The sequence below is a fragment of the Gordonia rhizosphera NBRC 16068 genome (assembly GCF_000298195.1).
Lineage (GTDB): Bacteria > Actinomycetota > Actinomycetes > Mycobacteriales > Mycobacteriaceae > Gordonia > Gordonia rhizosphera.
Genome location: NZ_BAHC01000177.1, coordinates 1 through 3,008 on the forward strand (window position 1 = coordinate 1; position 3,008 = coordinate 3,008).

Consider the following 3,008-nt stretch of genomic DNA (forward strand, 5'->3'; position numbering starts at 1 on the left):
GGGACGTTAGTATCGTCCTATGGGAAAGGATAGCGCATCGGCGCCTATCAGTGGAATCGGTGTTCTGGACAAGTCCGTGATCGTTTTGCGAGCGATCGCGGAATCCCCCTGCAACCTGACCGAATTGTGCGATCGCACGGGTCTGCCGCGAGCCACGGCGCACCGGCTCGCGGTGGGTCTGGAGACCCACCGACTGCTGGCGCGGAACGCCTCGGGCCGTTGGTATCCCGGACCGGCCCTGGGTGAGCTGGCGGCCTCCTCCCACGATCCCGTGCGGGAGTCGGCGTTGATGGTCCTGCCCCGGCTACGTGAGATCACCGGCGAGTCGGTGCAGGTCTACCGCCGCGAAGGCGCCGAACGCGTCTGTATCGCGGCGATGGAACCGCCGACGGGTCTGCGTGACACCGTCCCGGTGGGCACCCGATTCCCGATGAGTGCGGGGTCGGCCGCGAAGGTCCTGCTCGCCTGGGCCGACCCCGGCACGCAGCGCGCCCTGCTCCACGACAGCGTCTTCAGCGAACGCGCCCTGCACGAGATCCGACGCCGCGGCTGGGCGCAGAGCGCCGGTGAACGCGCTGCCGGCGTCGCGAGCGTGTCCGCTCCCGTGCGCGACGGGACCGGCGACGTCGTCGCCGCCATCTCGGTGTCGGGGCCGATCGACCGGATGGGCCGCCGCCCGGGCGCACGATGGGCCGCGGATCTGCTCGCGGCCGCGGACGCGATCCACAAGCGACTGCAGCCGGCCCGCGCCTGAACGGGCACCCGGCCGACACCGCCGGCACCGACCGTCGGATAGCGTCGGTCCATGGGAGTCAATCAGCGCAAACAGATCGAGATGTCCGAGGCCGAGATCACCGACTTCGTCGGGCGCAGCCGGACGGCCACGCTCGCCACAACCGGACCCGACGGCAGTATTCATCTCGTTGCGATGTGGTACGGCGTCATCGACGGCGAGATCTGGTTCGAGACCAAGGCCAAGTCGCAGAAGGCGGTCAATCTCCGCCGCAATGCGCGATGCTCGGTCCTGATCGAAGACGGCGACACCTACGACACCCTGCGCGGTGCTGCCTTCGAGGGGACCACCGAGATCCTCGACGACCCCGACTCGTGTCTGAAGGTCGGCATCAGCGTCTGGGAGCGCTACACGGGGCCCTACACCGACGAGATGCGTCCGTTCGTGGACCAGATGATGAACAAGCGCGTAGCGGTGCGCGTCGTCGCCGACCGGGTCCGTTCCTGGGATCACCGCAAGCTAGGACTCGACCCGATGCCCGTCGCGGGCAGCACCGCGCCGCGGGGATAGGTCGACGCGTTTCCCCGAACCACCGTCCGACGACGACAGCGCCCCTCTCCGAGATCGGAGAGGGGCGCTGTGGTGAGTAGCCCCGACGGGATTCGAACCCGCGCTACCGCCTTGAGAGGGCGGCGTCCTAGGCCGCTAGACGACGGGGCCATGAACTCGATATTCAGTTGAAGCTTTCCGGTTCCACATCTGGTCCGATGTGGCCCCGTCAGCTCGCTGGGGTACCAGGACTCGAACCTAGAATGGCTGAACCAGAATCAGCTGTGTTGCCAATTACACCATACCCCAAGGGGTTCCCCTTTCTTGATCCGGAACCGCTCACTTTCGCTCGCGATACCGGCCCGAAAAGGACCGAGGAGAAGAGTACCAGGGTCCTACCGGTAAACCACAAATCAGCTGCTCAGAGGCCTATTTCGGCACGATTTCGCGCGCCGCGGCCAATCGGGCGAGACTCTTGTCACGTCCGAGCAGTTCCATCGACTCGTACAGCGGCGGAGACACCTGCGACCCGGTCACCGCGACCCGGACCGGACCGAACGCCTTGCGCGGTTTGAGACCCAGATCGTCCACGAGGGCGGTCTTGAGCGCCGCCTCGATCTCCGCGCCGGTCCACTCCCGGAGGCTGCTCAGCGCCGCGCTGGCGGCGTCGAGGACCTCGCCGGCGTCGGCATTCAGATTCTTTGCCGCCGACTTCTCGTCGATGGCGAACTCGGCGTCGGACACGTAGAGGAAGGACATCAGTGGCCACGCGTCCGCGAGCACCTGAATCCGGGTCTGGACGAGTTCGGCAAGTGTCGCGAAGATCATGTCGTCGACGGACTCGGCGAGTTTGCCGTGCCCGATGAGGTAGCTCTTCAGGCGGGCCGCGAAGTCGCCGGGTTCGAGCCTGCGGATGTGCTCGGCGTTGATCGCGTCGGCCTTCTTCTGGTCGAACCGGGCCGGATTGGAATTGACCTGCCGCACATCGAAGGCCGCGATCATCTCGTCGAGGGTGAACACGTCCGAATCCCCGGAGTAACCCCAGCCGAGCAGGGCCAGGTAGTTCAGCAGGCCCTCCCGGATGAAACCGCGGTCGCGGTGGTGGAACAGATTCGACTCGGGATCACGCTTGGACAGCTTCTTGTTGCCCTCCCCCATGACGAAGGGCAGGTGACCGAACTCCGGCACCCGATCGGCGATGCCCAGACGGATCAACGCCTCGTAGAGTGCGATCTGTCGTGGCGTCGAGGAGAGCAGATCCTCACCCCGGAGCACGTGAGTGATCTTCATCATGGCGTCGTCGACCGGATTCACCAAGGTGTACAAGGGGTCCCCGCTCGCGCGGGTGAGGGCGAAGTCCGGGACGGTACCGGCCTTGATCGTGGTGACGCCCCGAACGAGGTCATCCCAGCTGATGTCGTTGTCCGGCATTCGAAGCCGCACAACAGGTTTGCGACCCTCGGCCGCGTAAGCGGCGCGCTGGGCGTCGGTCAGGTCGCGGTCGAAGTTGTCGTAACCAAGCTTCGGGTCCCGCCCCGCGGCCCGATGGCGCGCCTCCACCTCCTCGGGTGTCGAGTACGCCTCATAGGCTTCACCGGCGGCCAGCAGCCGGGCGACGACGTCGAGATGAATGTCGCGACGCTGCGACTGACGGTAGGGCCCGTAGGGTCCGCCGACCTCCGGCCCCTCATCCCAGTCGAGGCCCAGCCAGCGCAGGGCGTCGAGG

3 protein-coding genes and 2 tRNA genes are annotated in these 3,008 nt (G+C 66.5%); 2 read left to right on the forward strand and 3 right to left on the reverse strand.

Annotated elements, in window-relative coordinates:
• The first annotated feature begins 19 nt into the window (after nucleotides 1–19).
• Nucleotides 20–754, forward strand: a complete 735-nt coding sequence (locus GORHZ_RS21545; RefSeq protein ID WP_006336821.1) for an IclR family transcriptional regulator — start codon at nucleotides 20–22, stop codon at nucleotides 752–754.
• Nucleotides 755–805: 51 nt separating this feature from the next.
• Nucleotides 806–1,303 carry a PPOX class F420-dependent oxidoreductase gene (locus GORHZ_RS21550; protein ID WP_006336822.1) on the forward strand — a complete coding sequence of 166 codons (498 nt, stop codon included), beginning with the start codon at nucleotides 806–808 and terminating at the stop codon, nucleotides 1,301–1,303.
• Between the two features lie 77 nt (nucleotides 1,304–1,380).
• Here the strand turns inward: GORHZ_RS21550 and GORHZ_RS21555 are convergent.
• From GORHZ_RS21555 to gltX, 3 genes are all read right to left on the reverse strand, one after another.
• A tRNA-Glu gene (locus GORHZ_RS21555) sits at nucleotides 1,381–1,453 on the reverse strand.
• A 66-nt stretch (nucleotides 1,454–1,519) separates the two neighbouring features.
• A tRNA-Gln gene (locus GORHZ_RS21560) sits at nucleotides 1,520–1,591 on the reverse strand.
• Between the two features lie 120 nt (nucleotides 1,592–1,711).
• On the reverse strand, nucleotides 1,712–3,008 hold a 1,297-nt coding region (gltX, locus tag GORHZ_RS21565; RefSeq protein ID WP_006336823.1), incomplete at its 5' end, for a glutamate--tRNA ligase.